Source organism: Aeromonas sp. s3, assembly GCF_040907805.1.
Taxonomy (GTDB): Bacteria; Pseudomonadota; Gammaproteobacteria; order Enterobacterales; family Aeromonadaceae; genus Aeromonas; species Aeromonas dhakensis.
This window is the reverse complement of record NZ_JBFOCQ010000034.1, coordinates 52295-70412: the sequence shown is the minus strand read 5'-3', so window position 1 is coordinate 70412 and position 18118 is coordinate 52295. Positions and strand designations below refer to the sequence as shown.

General features: G+C 63.3%; 20 protein-coding genes. 9 read left to right on the top strand and 11 right to left on the bottom strand.

Annotation, left to right across the window (positions count from 1 at the left end; translation table 11 throughout):
• Positions 1-58: 58 nt before the first annotated feature.
• From AB5Y98_RS21070 to AB5Y98_RS21060, 3 genes are all read right to left on the bottom strand, one after another.
• Complete coding sequence (locus AB5Y98_RS21070; RefSeq protein ID WP_324040222.1) at positions 59-955, bottom strand: hypothetical protein; 897 nt, start codon at positions 953-955, stop codon at positions 59-61.
• Positions 956-1073: 118 nt separating this feature from the next.
• Positions 1074-1763, bottom strand: a complete 690-nt coding sequence (locus tag AB5Y98_RS21065) for an LrgB family protein (protein WP_017765379.1) — start codon at positions 1761-1763, stop codon at positions 1074-1076.
• Positions 1756-2157, bottom strand: a complete 402-nt coding sequence (locus tag AB5Y98_RS21060) for a CidA/LrgA family protein (RefSeq protein WP_005305385.1) — start codon at positions 2155-2157, stop codon at positions 1756-1758. Before AB5Y98_RS21060 ends, AB5Y98_RS21065 begins: the two co-directional genes overlap by 8 nt.
• 127 nt (positions 2158-2284) lie before the next feature.
• Between AB5Y98_RS21060 and AB5Y98_RS21055 the strand changes: the two genes are divergently transcribed.
• On the top strand, positions 2285-3160 hold the full coding sequence (locus AB5Y98_RS21055) for a LysR family transcriptional regulator (protein ID WP_213344205.1): 876 nt from the start codon (positions 2285-2287) through the stop codon (positions 3158-3160).
• A 6-nt stretch (positions 3161-3166) separates the two neighbouring features.
• On the opposite strand, the gene AB5Y98_RS21050 is transcribed toward AB5Y98_RS21055, so the two are convergent.
• The gene (locus tag AB5Y98_RS21050; protein WP_019839009.1) at positions 3167-4045 is read right to left on the bottom strand and encodes a hypothetical protein; all 879 of its coding nucleotides are present in this window, start codon (positions 4043-4045) and stop codon (positions 3167-3169) included.
• A gap of 54 nt (positions 4046-4099) precedes the next feature.
• Entirely contained in the window at positions 4100-5536 is a 1437-nt protein-coding gene (locus tag AB5Y98_RS21045; protein ID WP_268027989.1) for a PLP-dependent aminotransferase family protein, read from the bottom strand.
• A gap of 128 nt (positions 5537-5664) precedes the next feature.
• On the opposite strand from AB5Y98_RS21045, the gene AB5Y98_RS21040 reads away from it, so the two are divergent.
• From AB5Y98_RS21040 to AB5Y98_RS21030, 3 genes are read left to right on the top strand one after another with little or no spacing between them, the layout of a single operon-like run.
• Positions 5665-6132, top strand: a complete 468-nt coding sequence (locus AB5Y98_RS21040) for an OsmC family protein (protein WP_368232866.1) — start codon at positions 5665-5667, stop codon at positions 6130-6132.
• A gap of 17 nt (positions 6133-6149) precedes the next feature.
• Positions 6150-6587 (top strand): rhodanese-like domain-containing protein, encoded by a 438-nt coding sequence (locus AB5Y98_RS21035; protein WP_017765374.1) that lies wholly within the window; start codon positions 6150-6152, stop codon positions 6585-6587.
• The gene (locus tag AB5Y98_RS21030; RefSeq protein ID WP_368232864.1) at positions 6577-7311 is read left to right on the top strand and encodes a GNAT family N-acetyltransferase; all 735 of its coding nucleotides are present in this window, start codon (positions 6577-6579) and stop codon (positions 7309-7311) included. The genes AB5Y98_RS21035 and AB5Y98_RS21030 overlap by 11 nt, the downstream gene beginning before the upstream one ends.
• A gap of 46 nt (positions 7312-7357) precedes the next feature.
• Here AB5Y98_RS21030 and ybaK read toward each other — a convergent pair whose 3' ends face one another.
• The 3 genes from ybaK to AB5Y98_RS21015 form a co-directional block, all read right to left on the bottom strand.
• A complete protein-coding gene (ybaK, locus tag AB5Y98_RS21025) occupies positions 7358-7828 on the bottom strand; it encodes a Cys-tRNA(Pro) deacylase (protein WP_017788178.1) in 471 nt (156 codons plus the stop codon).
• 145 nt (positions 7829-7973) lie between these two features.
• On the bottom strand, positions 7974-9239 hold the full coding sequence (locus tag AB5Y98_RS21020; protein ID WP_005305360.1) for an inorganic phosphate transporter: 1266 nt from the start codon (positions 9237-9239) through the stop codon (positions 7974-7976).
• Positions 9240-9263: 24 nt separating this feature from the next.
• A complete protein-coding gene (locus AB5Y98_RS21015; RefSeq protein ID WP_005305357.1) occupies positions 9264-9944 on the bottom strand; it encodes a TIGR00153 family protein in 681 nt (226 codons plus the stop codon).
• Between the two features lie 169 nt (positions 9945-10113).
• On the opposite strand from AB5Y98_RS21015, the gene AB5Y98_RS21010 reads away from it, so the two are divergent.
• The gene (locus AB5Y98_RS21010) at positions 10114-11073 is read left to right on the top strand and encodes an inorganic triphosphatase (protein ID WP_268037561.1); all 960 of its coding nucleotides are present in this window, start codon (positions 10114-10116) and stop codon (positions 11071-11073) included.
• Positions 11074-11176: 103 nt separating this feature from the next.
• On the opposite strand, the gene AB5Y98_RS21005 is transcribed toward AB5Y98_RS21010, so the two are convergent.
• Both AB5Y98_RS21005 and lpxL read right to left on the bottom strand, forming a co-directional pair.
• Positions 11177-11644: an energy transducer TonB gene (locus AB5Y98_RS21005; protein ID WP_368232862.1), complete on the bottom strand. Its 468-nt coding sequence runs from the start codon at positions 11642-11644 to the stop codon at positions 11177-11179.
• Between the two features lie 150 nt (positions 11645-11794).
• Positions 11795-12718 carry an LpxL/LpxP family Kdo(2)-lipid IV(A) lauroyl/palmitoleoyl acyltransferase gene (gene lpxL, locus AB5Y98_RS21000; RefSeq protein WP_005305350.1) on the bottom strand — a complete coding sequence of 308 codons (924 nt, stop codon included), beginning with the start codon at positions 12716-12718 and terminating at the stop codon, positions 11795-11797.
• A gap of 263 nt (positions 12719-12981) precedes the next feature.
• Between lpxL and hldE the strand changes: the two genes are divergently transcribed.
• Positions 12982-14409 carry a bifunctional D-glycero-beta-D-manno-heptose-7-phosphate kinase/D-glycero-beta-D-manno-heptose 1-phosphate adenylyltransferase HldE gene (hldE, locus tag AB5Y98_RS20995; protein WP_368232860.1) on the top strand — a complete coding sequence of 476 codons (1428 nt, stop codon included), beginning with the start codon at positions 12982-12984 and terminating at the stop codon, positions 14407-14409.
• A gap of 135 nt (positions 14410-14544) precedes the next feature.
• Here the strand turns inward: hldE and tolC are convergent, their stop codons facing one another.
• Positions 14545-15870, bottom strand: coding sequence for an outer membrane channel protein TolC (gene tolC, locus AB5Y98_RS20990; protein WP_026139169.1), 1326 nt, complete (start codon positions 15868-15870; stop codon positions 14545-14547).
• 305 nt (positions 15871-16175) lie between these two features.
• Here tolC and nudF point away from each other — a divergent pair, with 305 nt between their 5' ends.
• Genes nudF through cpdA form a run of 3 tightly spaced genes read left to right on the top strand, consistent with a single transcriptional unit; the run spans position 16176 to position 18110 of the window.
• Entirely contained in the window at positions 16176-16817 is a 642-nt protein-coding gene (nudF, locus tag AB5Y98_RS20985) for an ADP-ribose diphosphatase (protein WP_025201112.1), read from the top strand.
• Position 16818: 1 nt separating this feature from the next.
• Positions 16819-17265, top strand: coding sequence for a DUF1249 domain-containing protein (locus AB5Y98_RS20980; protein ID WP_368232858.1), 447 nt, complete (start codon positions 16819-16821; stop codon positions 17263-17265).
• A 26-nt stretch (positions 17266-17291) separates the two neighbouring features.
• Positions 17292-18110, top strand: coding sequence for a 3',5'-cyclic-AMP phosphodiesterase (gene cpdA, locus AB5Y98_RS20975; RefSeq protein WP_011707475.1), 819 nt, complete (start codon positions 17292-17294; stop codon positions 18108-18110).
• Positions 18111-18118: the final 8 nt, after the last annotated feature.

Here is an 18118-nt window from a genome sequence, read left to right as displayed (position 1 = left end):
AAAGCAGAGACTCTTCTGAGTGTAGTGACTCTCCCGGCCGTGGGCGGCAGAGGCGGGGTCAGGGTTTGCCGGTGGCGGGCTCGCCCGGTCCGAAGCGCTGGGTGAGGGGATCGTAAAGATAGGGGTGGTAATCGAAGTCGAGCCCCTGCAGCAGGGGGTTGTCCAGTCTGAACAGTTGCCGCTGGTCGAGCCTGGCAAACGCCAGCGCCGGCTGGTAGGTCTTGAGCCAGAGCGCCTGCAGTGAGCCATCCTGCCAGGCCAGCTGCAGGCCGGCCCGGATCCGGCGCAGGGCACGCTGGTTCTCCTTGTGGCTGTAGAAGAGGTGGACGAAGGGGTAGTAGAGCGCCAGATGCTGGTCAACCATCAGCGGCCCCAGATCCTTGTGGGTATCCAGCTCGCTCAGCAGTTCGTTGGCACCCCGGCAGAAGAGGTCAACCCGGCCGCGCACCACCAGCTTGAACAGCCGCTCGTAGCCCTCGACCTCCTGTACCTTGAAGCCGGCGGCGCGCAGTATGTCGGCGTCCTGCCAGCCGCGGCCCTGGCCATGGATGAACTGCTGCAGATCGCTGAGGGTGCGCACTCGGGCCACGGCCTGCTGCTGCTTGGGGCTGACGAAGCAGATGCGATAGCCAAGGATGCCGAGATCCACCGGGAAGCGGACATAGTCGAGGTCGTGGCTCCCCTCCGGGCGCGGGAAGCTGTCGATGGCCAGCAGGTTGGGGTAGAGGTTGTATTGCAGTACCTGGCGCAGCCGGGTCCGGCTCATGGACGGGGCCGGGCGCAGTTCATAGTCGCCGAAGCTGTCACGGGTCTTCTCCAGGGCCAGCTGCAGCAGCTGCTGGCCGTAGAGGGAACGTAAATCCCGGTCACTCTCCGGGCTGACATAGGTCACTATGTCCGCGGCCGGCAGCAGGGGGGAGAAGAGCAGACTACCGGCCAGCAGCCCCAGGATCATCGTTCTGTGGTTCATCATACCGCTCACTACTGTCACATTGAGTTGAGTGTAGCGGTTGATGGCGTCAGGACGGGCTCTCCGGCTCCGGAACCTGCGGCCTTTACCTGCCGCGCGATCGCTACCAGAACAGTTGACCCAGCAGAGGCGCCAGCAGCACTGTCACCATACCGGCGATCATCATCACCATGCTGGAGACCACCCCCTCCTCGTTGCCCATCTGATAGGCCTTGGCGGTGCCGGCGCCGTGGGCCGAGGCGCCAAAGCCCGCCCCCTTGCCGAGCCGGCTGCGAATGGCCAGCAGGGTGAGCACGCTCTCTCCCACCGCCATGCCGATGACGCCGGTCAGCACCACGAACAGCGCGGTGAGATCGCTCTGACCGCCGATGGCGCGGGTCGCCTCCACCGCGAAGGGGGTGGTGATGGAGCGCATCGCCAGACTGCGCTGCAGCATGTCGGAGAGATCAAGCCAGCGGGCCAGCAGCACGGTACTGCCCACCGCCATGATGACGGAGGCGACCACCCCCACCGACAGCGACAGCCAGTGGCGGCGAATGAGCCGGCGGTTCTCGTAGACCGGCACCGCGAAGGCCACGGTGGCCGGCCCCAGCAGCCAGAGCAGCCAGTGGGATTCGGCCATGTAGTCCTGATAGGGGATGTGAAACAGCATGACGACCGCCACCAGCAGGGTCGGCGCCAGCAGCAGCGGCATCAGCGGCAGGATGCGCTTCTTGCCGTAGAGCCATTTGCTGGCGTAGTAGAAGAGCAGGGTCAGGGCGAAGCAGAGCAGGCCGAGCAGGGTATCAGACATGGCGACGACTCCGGCGGGCCAGTTTCAACTCGAGGCGGTAGACCCTGTCCACCACCAGCGCCGTGGTGCCGAGCACCAGGGTAGTGCTCACCAGCAGCACCACCATGATGCGCCACCCCTCCTGCAGCAGCAGCTCCTGATAGTTGACCACCGCCACCACGGCGGGGACGAAGAACAGCAGCATCTCCGCCAGCAGCCAGCGGGCGCCGGCTTCAAACCACTGGGCCTTGACCACCCCGAGCAGGATGCAGGCCAACAGCAACAGCATGCCGGTGAGGTTGGCAGGCAGCGGCAGGTGGAGGGTGCGCACCGCGGTATCGGCCAGCAGCCAGATGGCCGCCAGCAACAGGATCTGGAAGGGGGTTTGTAACCAGCGAAGGGAGAGGGCTTTCATGATATGGGTCTTTCTGTGAACTTGCTCACAGTATAGAGGTGGGTTAAACCTGCAAAAAATGAATTTAAATTATCAAAATCATGCCAAAGAGGCATGATTTGGTTTTGCCATCCGCCAGGAGATCGTCATGGACATCCGCGCCCTGCGTTACTTTGTCGAACTGGTGCGAGAACAGAGCTTCACCCGGGCCTCCGAGAAACTGTTCGTCACCCAGCCCACCATCAGCAAGATGATCCGCAACATGGAGGAGGAGCTGGGCCAGCCCCTGCTGAGCCGCGCGGGACGCCGCTTCACCCTGACCGACAGCGGCCGGGTGCTGTTCAACCGGGCCCAGACCATCCTAGCCGAAATGCAGCAGCTGGAGGCGGAACTCGCCGATCTGCAGAGCCTGCAGTTTGGCCGGCTGGCCCTCGGCATTCCGCCCATGGTGGGTCACGTCTATGCGGATCTGATCCGCGCCTATCGCAGCCGCTACCCCAAGGTCGAGCTCTCCATCGTCGAGTATGGTGGTCGGCGCATCGAGCAGGCGGTGTTGGAAGGGGAGCTGGATCTCGCCATCACCATGTTGCCGACCAGGGAGGAGGGGGCTTTGAGCGTCATGGAGCTGGACCAGTATCCCATTCAGGTGGTGCTGCCCGATCTGCCGCGTTGGCGGGATTGCGGCGAGATCCGGCTGGAGGGGTTGCGGGACGAGCCCTTCCTGCTCTACACCCAGGCCTTCACCCTGAGCGAGCGGTTGGAACAGGCGTGCCGGGTGGCCGGCTTCGAGCCCCAGGTGGCGGCGCGCAGCAGCCAGTGGGACTTTCTCACCGCCATGGTGCGCAGCGGCATGGGGGTCGCCTTTTTGCCCGAGCCCATCTGCCGCCGGCTGACGCCGGACGGCCTGGTGCTGAGGCCGCTGGTGCCCGAGCTGAGCTGGCGGCTCGGGGTGATCTGGCCGAGCGAGCGCTATCTCTCCCGCACCGCCGAGGCCTGGCTGGCGCTTTGCCGCGAGCAGGGCTGAGTCTCATCAGGGTTTGCCGAAGCGATCCGTCACCGGGTTGTAGAAGTAGTGCTGGTAATCGAAGTTGATGCCCTTGAGGAAGGGGTTCTCCAGCTTCAGCATCCGCCTCTGCTTGAGCCCGGCGAAGGCGATGGCAGGGCCGAAACTGCGGCGCCACAAGGCTTGCAGCGAACCATCCTGCCAGGCTTGCTGCAGCCCCGTCTCCACCCGCCTCATGGCCTCGCCGTTGGCGGCATTGGTATAGAAGACCCTGGGCAGCGGATAGTAGAGCAGCAGGGAGCTGTCCATCTTCAACCCCTTGATCTCCTTGTGGGTGAGCAGTTCGCTGCGCAGCTCGCTCGCCCCGCGGCACAGGAGGTCAAAGCGGCCGCGAGCCACCATCTTGAACAGCATCTCGTAGCCGTCGACCTCCACCACCTTGAGGCCTGCATGGCGCAGTATCTCCACGTCCAGCCAGCCCTTGCCCTGACCGAAGCTGAAGCGACGCAACCCCTCGAGGTCGTGCACCTGTGCCATGGCCGCCTGTTGGCCTGGGCTGACGAAACAGATGCGGTAGCTGACGATGCCGAGATGGACAGGAAAGCGGACATAGGCCAGCCCTTTCTCGTCCCGCGCGCTGCTGTAGCTGTCCATGGCGAACAGGTTGGTAAAGCTGTTGAGCTCCAGACTGAGCCGGACCCGAGCCTTGGTCATGGGCGGCGCTGGTTGCAGCTCATAATCGCCAAAGGTGTCGCGGGTCTTGTCGAGGGCGAGGCGGAGCAGCTCCCTGTCATAGGTCATGCGCGGATCCTTCTCGCTCTCCGGGCTGATATAGGTAAAGCGGGTCGCCGCCAACGACGTGGAGGAGAGGAAGAGGGAGAGAAGCAGGAACAGGAGTCTATACATCCAGGCTAGGCTCTATGATTTTGTTTCATCCATTATAGTTCGGCCCCCAGCCGTTCAGGCGTGCCGGTCGCTTGCCAGCAGGCTGCCCAGCCGGCGGCAGAGACGGCGCAGGGTCTGGTTGTCGAGGGAGGCAAAGCCGAGCAGCCATCCCTCCTGCGTCGGCGGGCCCAGGTAGAACTGGCCGAGGGGACGCAGCCCCAGCCCCTCGGTGTTGGCGGCCTCTGTCCAGCGTGCCTCGCCGCCGGGGGGCAGCCGCACGGCGCACTGCAGGCCGGCCCCGCCGTGGATGGGGGTGAGGGCGGGGCAGTGGCTGGCCAGCTCGGCCAGCAGCAGGTCGCGGCGGCTCTGATAGACCAACCTGCTCTGGCGCAGGTGGGTGGCGAAGTGGCCGGCGCGGATGAAGTCAGCGGTGACCGCCTGCAGCAGCTGGTTGCTGTGGCCGTCGACCGCGGCCCGGGCCCGGCAGAAGGATTCCATCAGCGGTCTGGGCAGCACCAGGTAGGCGAGGCGCAGCGAGCCGAACAACACCTTGCTGAAGGTGCCCACGTAGAGCACCCGTCCCTGACCATCCAACCCCTGCAGGGCGGGGAGCGGCCGCTGATCGTACTGGTACTCGCCGTCGTAGTCGTCCTCCAGGATCCAGGCGCCGTGCCGCTCGGCCTCGGCCAGCAGCGCCATCCGCCGCGGCAGGCTCATGGGCACGCCGAGGGGATACTGGTGGGCCGGCGTGGTGTAGATGAGCCGCGGCGCCGGGTGATCCCCCTGTGGGTTGAGCCCCTCTTCATCCACCGGCACCGGGTGCACTCGGGCGCCGGCACTCTCCATGGCGGTGCGGGCCCCGGGGTAGCCGGGGTCCTCCACCCAGACGGTATCGCCGGCATCGATCAGCAGCTGGGTCGCCAGCAGGATCCCCTGCTGGGAGCTGGTGAGGATCAGGATCTGATCCGGCTCGCACACCACGCCGCGCGACTGCACCAGATAGCTGCTGATGGCGCCGCGCAGCGCCTCCAGCCCCTGCGGATCCCCGTAGTTCATCCAGTCGCCGGCGTGCCGGCGCCACTGCTGCTGCATCAGCCGGCCCCACAGGGCCTGGGGGAAGAGACGCGGATCCGGCTGGCTGGAGGCAAAGGAGCGGCCCACCTCGGGCACGTCGTGGCAGGCGCCGCTGTCGGCCATCTCCTGACCACGGCGCGACAGACCGGCCGCTGACTGGGGCGGGCGCGGAGTCGGGGAGACCGCGGCCAGCGCCACGAAGCTGCCAGCCCCCACCTTGCGCACCAGATAGCCCTCCGCCTCCAGCCGGCCATAGGCCAGCTCCACCGTGCTGCGAGAGACCCCCAGATCGGCGGCCAGCATGCGGCTGGCGGGCAGCCGGCTGTGCTGGGGCAGGTGGCCGGCCAGCATGGCCGAGCGCAGGGTGCGGACCAGCTGTTCGTGCAGCGGCAGATCGCTGGCTTGCTGGGTGGCAAACAGGGTGGGCAGGGCAGGCATGGGGAGCTCCCGGGTGCTAATTGGTCTGCCCATATTGGCAAAATTGGTCGGCGTGGCAAGGCCATTATGTCGCTACATTGAGGCGCAAGGTTCGGGATCCACAACGATTGGCAATGAAAGGAGTCTGCATGTCGGAGTACAGCGCCACCATCAGCTGGCAGCGGGGGGAGCACGAGCCCTTCGTCGATCAACGCTACAGCCGGGCCCACTGGTGGGAGTTCGACGGCGGCGTCAGGGTGCCGGCGTCCTCATCCCCCCACGTGGTGCCGTTGCCCTGGTCGGTGGCCGAGCACGTCGATCCGGAAGAGGCCTTCGTCGCGGCCATCTCCAGCTGTCACATGCTCACCTTCCTCTGGCTGGCGGCCAGGGCGGGCTATCGGGTGGAGAGCTACCTGGACGAGGCGGTGGGCATCATGGAGGCCAATGCCCGCGCTCGTCAGGCCATCAGCCGGGTCACCCTGCAGCCGCTGGTGCAGTTTGGCGGCGAACGCCAGCCGGATCTGGTCGCGCTTGAGCAGTTGCACCACCAGGCCCACGAGGAGTGTTTCATCGCCAACTCGGTCACCACAGTCATCACCACCCGGATCCGGGTGTGAGTACAAGGAGCGTCACTATGAGTCATGTATTGAGCAGCGGACTGGCCAGCGCCGAGCAAGCCCGCCTCTTCTTCGAGGCCCAGCTGGCCTTTCGCACCGATCCGGCGGATCTGGCCGCTGATCTGCTGGCCGGTGAAGAGCGGATCGTGGTCATCGACACCCGCTCTGCCGGTCACTACGCCGAGGGACACATCCCCGGTGCCATCAGCTTCCCCCACGCCACCATGAACCCGGCCAGCACGGCCGCGCTGGCGCGGGACAAGGTCTATGTCTGCTATTGCGACGGCATCGGCTGCAACGGCTCGACCCGTGGCGCCTGCAAGCTGGCGGCGCTCGGCTTTCAGGTCAAGGAGCTGATCGGTGGCCTGCACTGGTGGCGGCAGGACGGCTTTGCCGTCGCCACCGGTAGCGAACCGGGCGTGCTGCAAACGGGAGGGATTGCCTGTGGCTGCTGATATCCATCTGAACGAGTTCGACCAGCCGGTCGGAGCGCCGCTGCCCGACTGGCGGGGCGCTGAGTTTCCGCCCCGCCGCACGCTCAACGGCTGGGGCTGCCGGCTGGAGCCGCTGGATCCCGAGCGTCACGGCCCCGGCCTGTGGCAGGCTTTCAGTGCCGACAGCGGGGCCATGTGGACCTATCTGACCACAGGCCCCTATGCAACAGAGGCGGATATGCTGGTCTGGCTGCAAGAGTGCGCCGCCAAGCAAGATCCCCAGTTCTACACCATCTTCGACGAACATGACAAACAGCCGCTGGGGCTGGCCAGCTACCTGCGTATCGACCCTCTGGCGGGCAGCATAGAGGTGGGCTGGCTGCACTTTTCCCCCGCCCTGCAGCGCTCGCGGCTGGCGACGGCGGCCATGGCCCTGATGATGGCCAATGCCTTCGCCCTCGGCTACCGGCGTTACGAATGGAAGTGCAATGCCTTGAACAAGCCCTCCTGGCAGGCGGCGCTGCGGCTCGGTTTCAGCTATGAGGGGACCTTTCGCCAGAACCGGGTGGACAAGGGACGCACGCGCGATACCGCCTGGTTCTCGGTGATCGACAGTGAGTGGCCGGCGCTGCAGGATTGCTTTGCGCTCTGGCTGGCGCCCGACAACTTCGATGAGCGCGGCAGGCAGCGGCTGCGGTTGTCTGCACTGACCACCGCTTGTCGTGCCGATGGTCAGTTGCCGTGACAAGACATACGAGGCCCCGCTCGCGGGGCCTCTGTCTTTTCAGGCGTTAGTCATGGTGCTCGCCGATGGGGGCGGCAATCCACTTCATCAGGCGCAGCATGTCGGCGGGGGCTACCCCGACCGAAAGGCCGCGCTTGCCGCCGCTCACCAGGATCTCGTCAAACTGCATGGCCGAGTCGTCTAGCACGGTGGGCAGCAGCTTCTTCTGGGCCAGCGGACTGATGCCACCCACCTTGTAGCCGGTCAGCTTCTCGGCCTCCGCCGGCTTCATCATCTCCACCTTCTTGAGACCGGTGGCCTTGGCCAGCTGCTTGAGGCTGCACAGGCCGGACGAGGGGACGATGGCCACCACCGCCTGCTTGTCGTGATGGGCGATCAGGGTCTTGAACACCTGGGCTTCCGGCAGGCCGAGCTGGGTCGCGGCATGCTTGCCGAAGTCGTCGTGGGCTTCGCACTCGTAGGGGTAGAGCTTGTGGGGGATCTTGAGCTTTTTCAGCAGGTTGATGGCTGGTGTCATGATGAGAGCCTTGAGTCGAAACAAGGCCAAACAGTCTGCGCCTGCCGAGCGGGTGATGCAAGCAGCCTGCATTGACAGGGAGGGATAAGGGGAGAGAGACAAAAAAGCCCGGGCCAATGACCCGGGCTTTTCACTGCGGTGCGCCTCAGGAGAAGCAGATCTGCAGCACGTAGAAGATGGCGATGGCCAGGATGGCACCCGCAGGCAGGGTGATGACCCAGGATACCACGATGTTGCGCAGCACGCCCAGGTTCAGGGCCGCGATACCGCGCGCCAGACCCACGCCCATGACAGCACCGACCAGGGTCTGGGTGGTGGAGATGGGCAGACCGGTGCCGGAGGCGATCACCACGGTGGCGGCGGTGGCCAGCTGGGCGGCGAAGCCACGGCTCGGGGTCAGGTGGGTGATGCCGGTGCCGACGGTCGCCATCACCTTCTCGCCCATGGTGGCCAGACCGATCACGATGCCGATGCCGCCGAGCGGCAGGATCCACCAGGCGATGTGGGAGCTGCCGCCGATCTCGCCGCCAGCCGCCACGATGGAGGCGACCGCGGAGAGCGGGCCGATGGCGTTGGCCACGTCGTTGGAACCGTGGGCAAAGGCCATGGCACAGGCGGTGATGATCATCAGGATGCCGAACACCTTCTCCACGTTGGCGAAGTGCATCTTGCTGTCATCCTGCGGGTTGTACTGCTGGCCACGGATGTAGATCCAGCCGGCAAAGGCCACTGCGATGGAGATGGCGACGGAGAGCAGGATACCCTCGCCATCGCTCAGGTGCAGACCAACGTGGGTCAGCCCCTTCTTGATGGTGACCAGGCAGATCACCAGCGCGGTCAGGAACATGTAGAAGGGGACGTAGCGCTTGGCGTTGTTGAGGGGATCATCGGTGTTGAAGATGAGCTTCTGCACGCTGATGAACATGAAGTAGGCGATGACGCCGGAGATGGCCGGAGTGACCACCCAGGAGCCGACGATGCCGCCGAACTTGCTCCACTGCACCGCTTCCGGGCCCACGCTCACCACGGCGAAGCCGACGATGGCGCCGATGATGGAGTGGGTGGTGGAGACGGGCCAGCCGAAGTAGGAGGCCAGGATCAACCAGGCGCCGGCGGCCAGCAGGGAGGCGATCATGCCGAGCACCAGCAGATCCGGGGTGGCTGCAAAGGCGTTGCTGTCGATGATGCCGTTGCGGATGGTGGCGGTGACTTCACCACCGGCCAGATAGGCACCGGCAAATTCAAAGATCATGGCGATGATGATCGCCTGACGGATGGTCAGGGATTTGGTGCCGACCGACGTGCCCATGGCGTTGGCCACGTCATTCGCACCAATGCCCCAGGCCATCAAAAAGCCGAACAAGGCCGCCACGAGCACCAGAGTGGTGCCGTAATTCGCGATAATGTCCATTCAGTGTTTTACCCAGTCAGTCGATTACGAACGAGCCAGCATCAGTTCCAGACGGGCGCCTACACGCTCGGCCTGATCTGCCAGGTCACCTACCCATTCGAGGATCTTGTAGAGGAACATAACGTCGATCGGATTGTATTTCTGCTCAACGGCTTGCAGCTGTTGGCGCAGCCCGATCTGCATGGTGTCAGTATCGTCCTCGATAAGATCCAGCTGGTGGATCATCTCGGCAACCATTTCAACTTCACGTCCTTTAAAGCCGGTTTCGAGCAGCTCATCGAGTTCTCCGATGGCTTTCTCGGCTTGGGCGGTCGCATCGATACAGCGTTTGAGATAGGCCATGAAATCGGCCCGCATCTCGGAGGGGAATTCCATTTTGCGGCCAAGCATGCGGCCCGAAATATCCTTGGCACGGTTGGCGATCTTGTCCTGCTGGGTCAGCAGTTCGAGCAGGTCGGTACGGGCGACCGGCAGGAACAGACCACGGGGCAACTTCAGACGGATTTCACGCTTGAGGATGTCCGCTTCTTTTTCCAGCTGGGCAATCTGCTGCCGGATCTTCTCGGCATCTTCCCAACGGTCTTCGGCAACGGCATCAAAGAAGGGAACCAACTGCTGGGAGCACTGGTGAACCTTGACGATATGCTTCTGCAGCGGCTTGATGGGGGACTTGGCAAAAAGCCCCAAAATAGTATTTACTGGCATGGCCAAACCTGTGTCGGTGAAAAAACACTCGATACGATTTTATGAGGGGCGCATGGTAACCGAACTGCGCCATCAATAAAACCGTGAATTAATCCTGATGTATCGCAGGCATTATATCCTCGCGCTTAGCATCATGCCCCCCAAAGTTGCCTGCCAGCCCGGAATGACTATGCAAACTGAGATCGAGATAAAGTTTTTTGTCTCCCGAGATATTCGACAGCCTTTTTTCAACCTTCTGAATTCACTGGAAATTATATCCAGCTCCCAAGCCGAGCTCGGCAATGTCTATTTTGATACACCCGCGCTGGATTTACGCCGACTGGAAATGGGATTGCGAATTCGTCGCAGCGATGATTTTGCCGAACAGACGATTAAATGTCGGGGTCAGGTGGTGGGCGGATTGCATGCCAGACCCGAATACAATGCCCCCGTCGAGGGCGATCTGCCTGCCTTGGCCGCCTTCCCCGATGCGATCTGGCCAAGCCTGGCGGTGCGCGACGGGATCCAGGGCGAGCTGGTGGCCCAGTTTCGCACTGACTTTCTGCGTCGCCACTGGTTGATCGCCTTCGAGGGGGCCGAAATCGAGCTGGCCTGGGATCAGGGGGAGATTGTCGGCGTGCTCGGCAAGAGCACTATCGACGAGTTGGAGCTGGAGCTCAAATCTGGCGAGGCGAGCGCCCTGTTTGGCTTGGCTGAGCAGCTGGCTGGGCTGGGTGGCTTGCGCCTCGGGGCTCAGTCCAAGGCCCAGCGCGGGTATCGGCTGGCGGGGCTTGGCAAGCCGCTGGCCCTGCAATCCCTGCCCACGGCTACCGAGCTGAGTGCTGTAGCACGCATCACCCTGGGTCTGCAGCACTGGCAGCACCATGAACAGTATTGGCTGGAGCAGACGGACACCGCGCAGCAGACGCTGGCGTTGCAGCAGTTGCGCCTGGGGATGGATCTGGTTGCCGAGGCGGCCGACCTGTTGCCGACCCCGGCCTGGCTCGACAGCCTGACCCGGCTCGGGCAGCGGCTGGCCTTGGTCGCCGGGCAGGCCGACTGGCAGCAGGCGTTGCCGGCGCTGTTTCTGCAGGCCGATTACGTGGGCCTGCAACTGGCCATCGCCGCCTGGCTGCACCGGCAAGGGTGATCAGCCGAGCGGTGTCGCGCCTGCAATGCAAAAAAGGTGAGCCTGGCTCACCTTTTTCTTTGGTTGGCGATGGGCGCGTCGCCGGCAGGCAATCGAGGCCGGATCAGACCTGGGTGTAGACCAGCCCGGTGCTGCGCACCACGTCTTCCCCCTGACAGCGCTGTTCCAGTGCACTGGTGTCGCAGGGCTGGCCGTTGTGTTCGATGCAGAATTCGAAGCGGGTGCGGGATTTGACCGGGGTGTGCTGCGGGTTGGCGGCGGTGGCCTGCCATTGCCACTGCTGCAGCACGGCGATGGCGGCATCGCTGAACTGTGGGTCGCTGCTCTCCAGCACCCGGATCTGCTCGGCCCGCCCTGCCGGGTTGATCACGTACTCGAGGGAGCTGCAGCCGGTCTGCTCCGCCAGTATGGCCTCTCTGGGGTAGCGGGACTCCATGCGGGTGAGCGGGCTCCACTGGGCGTTCACTTCCTTGAGATCGCTTAAGGGGAGGGAGGTCAGGTGGACGGTGTGGCTCTGCTGGCTGCAGCCGGTCAATGCGCACAGGGCGCCCAGCAAAAGAGTGGCTTTCATGTTCGCTTCCCTTCGTTATTGGTATTGCAGGCGGGCCGGGGCCCGCCGCTCGGCAGGGCCATTAATAAAATATTCAGCCACGAATGAAAACCCTTTACCGGCGACAGGCCAGAAAAAACCGCCTTTCGGCGGCTTTCTGCTCTGATTGGCTCAGTAGTAACCCGCATCCTCCGGGTTGGGCCTGGTCTTGAAGCGGCGGTGCAGCCACATGTACTGCTCCGGCGCCTTGCGCACGGCGGCCTCGATCTCGCGGTTGGCTCGGGCCGCATCGGCCAGGTCGTCGCCGCTCGGATAGTCGGCGAGCGGCGCCCCGATATGCAGGGTGTAACCCTCGCTGGTGCGGATGTTGTAGCAGGGCAGGGTGACGGTGTTTTTCACCCGCGCCAGGGTGGCGGTGCCTGTGATGGTGGCGGCCTGTTCTACCGCGAAGTAGGGTACGAACACGCTGGCATGGCTGCCGTAGTCGTGATCCGGCGCGTACCAGAGCGCATCGCCGTTGCGCAGCGCCTTGATCATCCCCTTCACGTCCATCCGGTCAACCAGGTATTTGTTGGAGGCGCAGCGGCCGTGATACTGGGCATACTCCAGCACCGGATTGGTGTTGGGGCGATAGACGCCGACCCCGGGCCGCACCAGGCCGAAACAGCGGGCGTTGAGCTCCAGCGTCAGGAAGTGGCAGGAGAGCAGCAGCATGCCCTGACCCTTCTCCATGGCGGCGATGACGTGCTCTTCCCCTTCCACCTTCATCAGGTTGCGCATCCGCCAGTCTGGCCAGAACCAGGCCATGCCCACTTCGAAGATGGCGCAGCCCACGCTCTCGAAATTCTGCTTGAGCAGCGTTTCGCGCTGATCCCGGCTAAGCTCGGGCATCGCCAGCTCCAGATTGCGGCGGGCAACCTTGACGCGGGATTTCAAAACCTTGCGGGCCAGGTTGCCGAGCTGGCGACCCAGCCACATCTGGCTGCGCCAAGGCAGCAGCACCAGCAGCCAGAGCAGACTGAGGCCGAACCAGCTGGCCCAGTAACGGGGATGAAACAGGCGGGGTTCTAGACGGGGAGCATTGTCGTGGGCCATGAAAAGTCTCTTGTTCGCAATCGCCATGGGCAGGGAAGACCCGGCCGGATAAGGGGAGGCGATAAAGGCACGTGGATATCCAGAGCGGATCGTTTTACTCGCAATCGGGGGATTCTAGCCGAAAAGCGGGTCCGGGTGCGAATGGCCTCTGCCCTGGTCAGAGCTGAAAAGCACCAAGCGGCGCCCTTGCGCTTTTTTCACACCCAATAAAAGAGTGTGATAAAATCGGCGGCTGATTTTTCAGGTTTTGAGAGTCGATACAGATGAAGATCACCCTGCCCGAGTTTGAAAAAGCCCGCATTCTGGTCGTTGGCGATGTCATGTTGGACCGTTATTGGCATGGCCCTACCGGCCGGATCTCGCCCGAGGCACCGGTGCCCGTGGTCAAGGTCGAACACATTGAGGAGCGCCCGGGTGGCGCCGCCAACGTGGCGCTCAACTCCGCCGCCCTGGGGGCTCACGCCGTGCTGCTGGGTCTGACCGGTCAGGATGAGGCTGCCGATGCCCTGGCTGGCCAGATGGCCGGCGTCAAGGTCGCCTGTGATTTCGTTCGTCTGGCCGACTACCCGACCATCACCAAGCTGCGGGTGCTGTCGCGCAACCAGCAGCTGCTGCGTCTGGACTTTGAAGAGGCCTTCCACGATGTGGATGCCACCCTGCTGATGGGCAAGGTCGAGCAGGCACTGCCGCACAGCGACGTGATGATCCTCTCCGACTACGGCAAGGGCGCCCTCAACGACGTGCCCGGCATGATCCAGCGCGCTCGCGCCGCCGGCATCCCGGTGCTGGTCGATCCCAAGGGGACCGATTTCGAGAAGTACCGCGGCGCCACCCTGCTGACCCCCAACATGTCCGAGTTCGAGGCCGTGGTGGGCAAGGTGAAAAGCGAAGAGGAGCTGGTTGCCAAGGGGCTGGAGCTGGTCAAGCGCTTCGAGCTGGAGGCCCTGCTGGTCACCCGTTCCGAAAACGGCATGACCCTGATCCGCGAAGGCCAGCCCGAGCTGCACCTGCCGGCCCAGGCCCACGAGGTGTATGACGTGACCGGTGCCGGTGATACCGTCATCTCCACCCTGGCCACCTCGCTGGCCGCCGGCAAGAGCCTGGACGAGGCCTGTGCCCTGGCCAACACCGCCGCCGGCATCGTGGTCGGCAAGCTGGGTACCTCCACCGTCAGCCCGGTCGAGCTGGCCAATGCGCTCTACACCGAGCAGGAAACCGGCTTTGGCGTCATGTCAGAAGCCCAGCTCAAGATTGCCGTGCAGGCCGCCCGTCTGCGTGGCGAGAAGGTGGTGATGACCAACGGTTGCTTCGACATCCTGCACGCCGGTCACGTCTCCTACCTGGCCAATGCCGGCAAGCTGGGGGATCGCCTGATCGTGGCGGTCAACACCGACGAGTCGGTGCGTCGCCTCAAGGGGCCGGGTCGTCCGGTCAATCCGACCGAGCGCCGGATGGCTGTGCTGGCCGCGCTGGGCGCCGTGGACTGGGTGGTGCCCTTCACCGAGGAGACCCCGCAGCGGCTGATCGCCGAGGTGCTGCCGGACCTGCTGGTCAAGGGCGGCGACTACAAGCCGGAAGAGATTGCCGGCTACGCCGAGGTGACCGCCAACGGCGGCGAGGTGCGGGTCCTCAACTTCGAGGATGGCTGCTCCACCACCGACATCATCAAGACCATCCGCGAACGCGGATAAGCGAAAACCCGGCCAAGGCCGGGTTTTTTTATGCTCTGCGGTGGGAGCTGGACGGCGATTCGAACCCACCGACCCCCGCAGGCCAGAGATGAAAAAGGCGACCCTGGGGTCGCCTTTTTGCTGCCATCAATCGGCTCAGGATTTGCTCTTGGCCTGGCTGGCGGGCATCAGCCCCTGGTTCACGTCTTCCAGATCCTTCTGTTCCAGCGTGCCGGCGGCCTGCTTGAGGGAGAGGATGCTCAGGATGTAGTTGTAGCGGGCCTCGGAGAGCTTCTGCTTGGCCTGGTACAGCTTGCGGGTGGAGTCCAGCACGTCGACGATGGTACGGGTGCCGACCTCGTAACCCGCTTCGGTCGCCTTCAGGGCGCTGTCGGCGGAGATGACGGACTGGCCGTAGGCACGGACCGAGCCGATGCTGGCGTTCACGTTGTTGTAGGAGGAGCGCACCGTGCTCTGCACGTTGCGGAAGCTGCGCTCCAGCTGCTCGCTGGCTGCCACGTAGTTGAACTGGGACTGCTTGACCTGGGAGGTGGTCGCCCCGCCGGTGTAGAGCGGCAGCTTGAAGTTCAGACCGATGTTGGCCTGATTGGCGTTGCTCTCCGGGTTGCGGATCTCGTCCTTGTAGTCGCTGTAGGTGCTGGAGAGGCCAGCACCCAGATCCAGGGTCGGCTCATGACCGGTCTTGGCCAGATCGATCTGCTCCTTGGCGATATCCTTGCCGATGCGGGCGCTGTGCAGTTGCAGGTTCTTGTCCAGTGCCAGCTCCAGCCACTTGTCGGAGTTGAACGGGGTCTTCTGCGGGCTGAAGCGATCTGTGTTGAGCACGTCCAGCTGACGGTGGTCGATACCGGTCAGCTCACGCAGGCTCTCGTAGCTGTTGTCCAGGGTGTTCTCGGCGTTGATCTCGTCCGCCAGCGCCTGGTCGCGCTCGGCCTCGGCTTCGTGCACGTCGGTGATGGCGGTCAGGCCCACTTCAAAGCGCTGCTGGGTCTGTTCCAGCTGACGTTCCACCGCGGCCTTGTTGGCGCGCACGAATTCCAGGGTATCCATCGCCTTGAGCACGTTGAAGTAGGCCTGGGCGGTACGCAGCATCAGGTTCTGGATCTCGAGGTTGTAGGCCACGTCGGACTGGGTGGCGCTCTTCTCGGTCAGGCTCAGGTTGACCCAGTTGCTGCGGCGGTAGATGGATTGATCCAGCGACAGGGAACCGGTGGCGTTGCTGTTGGTCTGGGTGTCACCCTTGTTCTGCAGGTAGTTCAGCCCGGCACCCAGGTTGATCTGTGGCAAGAGGGCTGCGCGGGACTCGTTGATCTTCTCGAAGGCCTGGTCGCGCTTGGCTTTGGATTCCAGCAGCTGGGTATCCTTGATCTGGGCCTGTTGGTAGATATCGAGCAGGTTTTCGGCATGGGCGCCGGCGCTGACGCCCAACAACACCATGGCTGACAAGAGTGTTCTTTTCATAGATCGTTTTAACCTTATGTATTAACCCAAAGCTGTCGCTGGATGAAGGAGGGTATTGTCATTGAGCAAGCTTGATTTCAGCTTAATCACTCTACTATAAGCAAAATTTTATGCTAACTGTCTCTTTTCCAGCGACAGGAACGTCAAGGACGAGGGTGAGTTTTCTCCCCCTCGCGCCTAGCCAAATGCCCTGTGGCTGCTAAAATCCATCCCTCTTCTCCGACGGGAGCGAGTGAATGAATGTTCATTCATGTTCCCGGATTTTATGGTCTAACCGAGCCAAGTCAAGCTGGTGGGAGTCTCGTATGTCGCAGCAAGCCTTGCCCCAAACCCGTCACTACTCTGCCGATGACGTAAAAATCATTGATAAATCATCGGGATATAACGGCTTCTTCAAGGTGAACATCTATCGTCTGCAACACAAGTTGTTTGCGGGAGGCTGGAACGAGCCCATCGTCCGCGAGCTGTTCGAGCGTGGCCATGCCGCCGCCCTGTTGCCCTACGACCCGGTACGCGATCAGATAGTGCTGGTGGAGCAGTTTCGCATCGGTGCCATCGAGACCAGTGCCACCCCCTGGCTGCTGGAACTGGTGGCCGGCATCATAGATGAAGGGGAGACCGCCGAGGCCGTGGTGCGGCGCGAAGCGGTGGAAGAGGCGGGCATCGAGGTCGGCCGCTGCGAGCACGCCATCAGCTATCTGGTGAGCCCGGGTGGCAGCACCGAACGGATCGAGGTCTACGTGGGCGAAGTGGATGCCAGCCAGGCCGAGGGGATCCACGGTCTGGCGGAAGAGGGGGAAGACATCCGGGTCCACGTGGTGAGCCGCGAGCAGGCCTATGCCTGGCTCAAAGAGGGGCGCATCGACAACGCCGCCTCGGTCATCGCCCTGCAGTGGCTGGCCCTCAACCACGGCGAGCTGCAGGCCCGCTGGCTGGCGGGGCGCTGAGGTGGCGCTCGTTCATACCCAGGCCAAGCGCTATGTGCCTGATTTGATGTCCTTGCAGCGTACCTGCGAGGTCAACTACATGACTTTGATGAAGCTGCTGCCACCAGGCGGCAGTGTCGGCGCCGTACGTCGTTATCAGGTAGGCAACGGCCTGCAGTTCCAGCTCACGGTGAGCGAGGAGAGCCGCTTCACCAGCCAGGTGATCCTGGCCCAGCACAACCCGGAATTGCCGAGTTATTTGCAGGCCCGGATAGAGATTCGTTTGTACCATGACGTGCGGATGGCGGAAGTGTGTGCGGCGCAACAGATTTCAAGGTTGCAACCACGTTATGATTATCCCAATAAAAATATGCACCAGCGGGATGAAAAGGAGCAGGTAAACCTGTTTCTGGCCGATTGGCTAAAATTTTGTCTCAGACATGGTACCAGCCTGATAAACATCCTCTAGTTGAACTCATAAAAAGAAGCGTGATTTTGGAAACAGAGCTACCCCAGGCGCAGGACGGCAGTGTGCGCCTGTTGCAAATTACCGACACCCACCTCTTCGCGAGTGCCGAGGGGCGGCTATTGGCCGTGCGCACTGCCGAGAGCCTGGCTGCCGTGCTGGAACGGGTGCAGGCCAATGACCACCCGTTCGATCTGATCCTCGCTACCGGGGATCTCTCCCAGGATCACAGCCCGGAGTCCTACCAGCGTTTCGCCTCCATGATGGCGCCGCTGGCACGCCCCATCTACTGGCTGCCCGGCAACCACGACGACGGTCCTTTGATGACCGAATACCTGCACGCGGCCGGCATCAGCGAGGCCAAGCAGCTGGTGGGCGAACACTGGCAGGTGATCCTGCTGGATACCCAGGTGCGCGGCAAACCCCACGGGGTACTGGGGGATCACCAGCTGGCGGCGCTGGATCAGGCGCTGCGCCAGCATCCCGAGCGCCATGCCTTGATCGCCCTGCATCATCAGGCGGTGCCGGTGGGTTGCGCCTGGCTCGATCAGCACAACCTCAAGAATGCCGACGACCTGTTTGCCGTGCTGGCCCGTCACCCGCAGCAGAAGACCATATTGTTCGGCCACGTCCACCAGGAGTTTGACGAGGTGCACCGCGGGGTGCGGCTGATCGCCAGCCCCTCCACCTGCATCCAGTTCAAACCGCTCTCTGATGGCTTCGCGCTGGACGAGTCCGGCCCGGGCTGGCGCTACCTCACCCTCTACCCGGATGGCCGCATCGCCAGCCAGGTATGGCGTCTGCCGGTGGGGCAGTTCGTGCCCGACCCCAATGCCACCGGTTATTGAGGAGTCGC